The 4,899-nt window shown below is 70.3% G+C and carries 5 protein-coding genes; 4 read left to right on the top strand and 1 reads right to left on the bottom strand.

The genetic code is table 11. The annotated features are described in order from the left end of the window. The first annotated feature begins 12 nt into the window (after positions 1-12). Positions 13-1,557, top strand: a complete 1,545-nt coding sequence (hutH, locus tag GWI24_RS40290) for a histidine ammonia-lyase (RefSeq protein WP_210950986.1) — start codon at positions 13-15, stop codon at positions 1,555-1,557. A gap of 57 nt (positions 1,558-1,614) precedes the next feature. On the opposite strand, the gene GWI24_RS40295 is transcribed toward hutH, so the two are convergent. Then, on the bottom strand, positions 1,615-1,920 hold the full coding sequence (locus tag GWI24_RS40295; protein WP_210950982.1) for a hypothetical protein: 306 nt from the start codon (positions 1,918-1,920) through the stop codon (positions 1,615-1,617). A gap of 99 nt (positions 1,921-2,019) precedes the next feature. On the opposite strand from GWI24_RS40295, the gene GWI24_RS40300 reads away from it, so the two are divergent. The 3 genes from GWI24_RS40300 (at position 2,020) to GWI24_RS40310 (ending at position 4,877) form a co-directional block, all read left to right on the top strand. Beyond that, positions 2,020-2,346 (top strand): hypothetical protein, encoded by a 327-nt coding sequence (locus GWI24_RS40300; protein WP_210950983.1) that lies wholly within the window; start codon positions 2,020-2,022, stop codon positions 2,344-2,346. Between the two features lie 198 nt (positions 2,347-2,544). Next, the gene (locus GWI24_RS40305; protein ID WP_210950984.1) at positions 2,545-3,822 is read left to right on the top strand and encodes an Ig-like domain-containing protein; all 1,278 of its coding nucleotides are present in this window, start codon (positions 2,545-2,547) and stop codon (positions 3,820-3,822) included. 248 nt (positions 3,823-4,070) lie between these two features. Beyond that, positions 4,071-4,877 carry a VOC family protein gene (locus GWI24_RS40310; protein WP_210950985.1) on the top strand — a complete coding sequence of 269 codons (807 nt, stop codon included), beginning with the start codon at positions 4,071-4,073 and terminating at the stop codon, positions 4,875-4,877. Positions 4,878-4,899 lie beyond the last annotated feature (22 nt).

Raw genomic sequence — 4,899 nt, forward strand, 5'->3', positions numbered from 1 at the left:
GGGTTCCTGAATATGGATATGCACACTGTGGTGGTGGGGACGTCCGGAACGACCGCCGACGATGTCATCGCCGTAGCCCGCGGCACCGCCCGCATCGAGATCTCGGAGGCGGCGCTCGACGCCGTCTCCTCGGCGCGGCAGGTGATCGACGACCTCGCGGCCAAGCCCGAGCCCGTCTACGGCGTCTCCACCGGATTCGGCGCGCTGGCCGTGCGCCACATCAGCCCCGAGCTGCGCGCACAGCTCCAGCGCAACATCGTGCGCTCGCACGCCGCCGGCATGGGCCCGCGGGTGGAGCGCGAGGTGGTGCGGGCGCTGATGTTCCTGCGGCTGAAGACGCTCGCGTCCGGCCGCACCGGCGTCCGGCCCGTCGTGGTCCAGACGATGGCCGCGCTCCTCAACGCGGGCATCACCCCCGTCGTGCACGAATACGGCTCGCTGGGCTGCTCCGGCGACCTGGCGCCACTGTCCCACTGCGCGCTGGCGCTCATGGGCGAGGGCGAGGCCGGGGGCCCCGACAAGACCGTGCGGCCCGCCGCCGAGCTGCTGGCCGAGCACGGCATCGAGCCGGTCGAGCTCCGCGAGAAGGAGGGGCTCGCGCTGCTCAACGGCACGGACGGCATGCTCGGCATGCTGATCATGGCCTGCGCCGACCTCGCCCGGCTCTTCACCGTCGCCGACGTGACCGCCGCCCTCTCGCTGGAGGCGCTGCTCGGCACGGACCGCGTCCTCGCGCCCGAGCTGCACGCCATCCGCCCCCACCCGGGGCAGGCGGCCAGCGCCGCCAACATGCTGCGGGTGCTGGCGGGTTCGGGGCTCACCGGGCACCACCAGGACGATGCGCCGCGCGTCCAGGACGCGTACTCGATCCGCTGCGCCCCGCAGGTCGCGGGCGCCGGCCGGGACACCCTCGCGCACGCCCGGCTGGTCGCCGAGCGCGAGCTGGCCTCCGCCGTGGACAACCCCGTGGTGCTGCCGGACGGGCGGGTGGAGTCCAACGGCAACTTCCACGGCGCGCCCGTCGCGTACGTATTGGACTTCCTGGCCGTCGCGGCCGCCGACCTCGCCTCGATCGCCGAGCGACGCACCGACCGGCTGCTGGACAAGAACCGCTCCCACGGCCTGCCGCCCTTCCTGGCCGGTGACCCGGGCGTGGACTCGGGGCTGATGATCGCCCAGTACACCCAGGCCGCGCTGGTGAGCGAGATGAAGCGGCTCGCGGTGCCTGCCTCGGTCGACTCCATCCCGTCCTCCGCCATGCAGGAGGACCATGTCTCGATGGGCTGGTCGGCGGCGCGCAAGCTGCGTACGGCGGTGGACAGCCTGGCCCGCGTCCTGGCCGTCGAGCTGGTCGCCGCCACCCGGGGCATCGAGCTGCGCCAGGGTCTTGAGCCCGCGCCCGCGAGCCGGGCGGTGCTGGCGGCGGTGCGCCGGGCGGGCGTCGAGGGGCCGGGCGAGGACCGCTATCTGGCGCCCGACTTGGCGGCGGCGGACGCGTTCGTACGATCCGGAGAGCTGATCGAGGCCGTGGAGTCGGTGACCGGCCCCCTGGACTGAACCGGGTGGACTGAACCGGGCCGGGGGCCCGCCCCCAATGTGCCCCCAGCCAAGGGGCTAGTACGCCTCCGGGCGGGTGCGCCGCACGGAGGCGGTCACCATCGCCACACCCAGCCCCAGGAAGGCCGTGCCGCCGAAGAGATACGGGGTGACGTCCACACTGCCGGTATCGGCCAGATCCCCGTCGGGCACGGCCTCGGTCCTGGGTCCGGACCCGGACGAGCCCTCGGAGGTCCGCGAGGACGCCGATGACGATCCCGGGTCCTCCACCGTGGCGTTGGCGGACGGGACGAACCACAGGGCGCACAGCAGCGAACCGGCAGCGGCGGCGGTCAGCAGCGGTCGGCGTGCGTTCAACGGCATCCTCCTTGAGGCTGCGGCAAATTGACCCCGTGCGCCGATCGTAGTGACAACTGCGGGTCGTGCGGAAGCGAGACGGGTCGGCCCCCTAACCTCCGTCGCATGACGAGTACCGAGACATCACGGTTTGTCCGGCTTCGTGTGGAGCTCGTAGTCGAGATCAACGACGCGGACCGGCTGCGGCGCGCGGCGTACGAGCGGATCGACGGCGATGAGTCCATGGCCGCGGAGGAACGGGGCCACGCACGCCGCATGGTGGAGTCGGACGAGGCCGAGGCGCTGGCTTATCTGGTCGAGCCGTTCGAGCTGGTGGAGGAGGTGCCGGGGGTCGAACTGGCGCAGGCGTCCTGGAGCAGCGAGCACGTCGACTACGATCCTCGCGCCGTCGAGTGGTCCGGGGCCTTCCCCGGCCTGGACGAGGACGATTGAGCCCGGAGAGTCGCATTCCGGGCGACGAAGTCGGCTGAGCCGTGCGGGTCCGGGTGGCGGCGGGTCTTACGCTTGACTGGCGCCTTTGCTAAGTGGCCTTGCGCACAGTTTTACTGTGCGTGGAACCGACCAAAAGGTACAGGCGTTCTTATCGGGCAGGTCCGGGGTTTCTGGGGTCCAGATCAAGATCCAGGTCAAATGGAGAAGCGTGTGATGACGGACGGCAAGCGCCGTAAGGGGCTGGTGGCCGTGGCCGCCGTGCTCGGCGGCGTACTCACTCTCGCCGCGTGCGGCGGGGATGGCGGCGGCGACGACGCCAAGAACGACGGGAACAAGTCGCAGTCGCAGGTCGACGAGGCGGCGGCCAAGGACGCGTCGGACGCCCACATCAAGATCACGCCGAAGGCCGGTGCGACGAACGCGGGCATCAACAGTGACACCAAGGTCACGGTGAGCGAGGGAAAGCTCACCTCCGTCACGATGACGTCCGCGGCGACCGGCAACACCGTGGCCGGGACCATATCGCCCGACAAGACGTCCTGGAAGCCGAGCGGGCAGCTGGAGCGGGCCACCCAGTACAAGATCAAGGCGTCCGCCGAGGACTCCAAGGGCCGTAAGGCGACCGAGAATTCGTCCTTCACCACCGTCTCGCCCTCCAACAGCTTCATCGGCAACTTCACGCCGGAGGACGGCTCCACGGTCGGCGTGGGCATGCCGGTGTCCATCCGGTTCGACAAGGCGGTGACCAACAAGAAGGACGTCGAGTCCCACATCAAGGTCACCTCCAGCAGCGGCCAGCAGGTGGTCGGCCACTGGTTCGGCGGCGACCGGCTCGACCTGCGCCCGAAGGACTACTGGAAGGCGGGCTCGACCGTCTCCCTGAAGCTGGACCTGGATGGCGTCGAGGCGTCGCCCGGTGTCAAGGGCGTCCAGGAGAAGACGGTCAACTTCAAGATCGGCCGCTCCCAGGTCTCCACGGTGGACGCCGCGACCAAGGAGATGAAGGTCGTCCGCGACGGCAAGCTGCTCAAGACCATCAAGATCTCGGCCGGCAGCCCCGAGAACACGACCTACAACGGTCAGATGGTGATCTCCGAGAAGTTCAAGGAGACCCGGATGAACGGTGCGACGGTCGGCTTCACGGACGACGACGGCAAGGGCGAGTACGACATCAAGGACGTGCCCCACGCGATGCGGCTGTCCACCTCGGGCACCTTCATCCACGGCAACTACTGGGGCGCCAAGTCCATCTTCGGCAACGTCAACACCAGCCACGGCTGTGTCGGTCTGTCGGACACCAAGGGCGCGGGCGACCCCAACACGGACGGCGCCTGGTTCTACGACAACTCCCAGGTCGGTGACGTCGTCATCGTGAAGAACTCCAAGGACAAGACCGTCCAGCCGGACAACGGCCTCAACGGATGGAACATGGACTGGAGCCAGTGGGTGGCCGGAAGCGCCGTCGGCAGCGCCTGACGCCCCCTCTCCTCACCACCGCCGGGCGGCGGTCGGCCTTCGGGCCGGCCGCCGCCCGGCTTTGTGCGGCGGCCGGGTCCGGCGGTTCGCCGCGACCGGGAAGCCGTGTTCACGGCCCGTCGACGAACCGGTGCGCGCCGTAGCGGTCCGCGCCGAGTGGCGTGACCGCCCCGCCGGAGGAGAATGGGCCATGGGGGCATCCCGTACCGGCCGCGCATGGCCGGAAATGGCGATACGGAGGCGGCCCCATGCCCGAAGTCACGTCCTATCAGCCCGGAACGCCCTGCTGGATCGATCTGATGGTCCCCGACCAACAGGCCGCCCTGGACTTCTACTCCGGGCTGTTCGGCTGGGAGGGAGAGGTCGGCCCTCCGGAGACCGGCGGCTATGCGACCTGTTCCCTGAGGGGCAAGCCCGTCGCGGGGGTGATGTCCGCGCAGTCGGTGGGTGAGGAGGCCCCGCCGCCGACCGTCTGGACCACCTACTTCTGCTCCGCCGACGCCCAGGCCACCTCGGAGTCCATCAGCCGGGCCGGAGGCACTGTGCTGATGCCGGTCATGGAGGTGATGGACCTCGGGCGGATGCTGGTGGCGGCCGACCCGCTGGGAGCCGTCTTCGGCGTCTGGCAGCCGCTCGGCTTCGCCGGCGCGGGCCTCGTCAACGAGCCGGGGACGCTGATCTGGAACGAACTCAACACCACCGACCGGGAGGCGGCTTCGGCCTTCTACGCGGAGGCGCTGGGCGTGGAGTCGACCCCCATGGAGGGCGAGGGCGCCGAGGGCTATTTCGCGCTCTCCGTCGACGGCCGCACGGTCGGCGGGCTCCAGCCGCTGCGGGAGGGGATGCCACCGGAGGTGCCCCCGCACTGGCTGGTCTACTTCGCCGTCGAGGACACCGATCGCATTTCGGCCAAAGTGTCCGCCGAGGGCGGCACGGTCCTCCGCCCGCCGTACGACATGGTCGCGGGCCGGATGTCGCTGGTGAAGGATCCGCAGGGGGCGCCGTTCGCCCTGATCGCCCCGAAGCCCATGCCTTCCAGCCCCTCCGGCGATTGAGGAGCGGGGTCTGGGGCGGAAC

It is taken from the genome of Streptomyces sp. MK37H, assembly GCF_018035285.1.
Taxonomy (GTDB): domain Bacteria; phylum Actinomycetota; class Actinomycetes; order Streptomycetales; family Streptomycetaceae; genus Streptomyces; species Streptomyces endocoffeicus.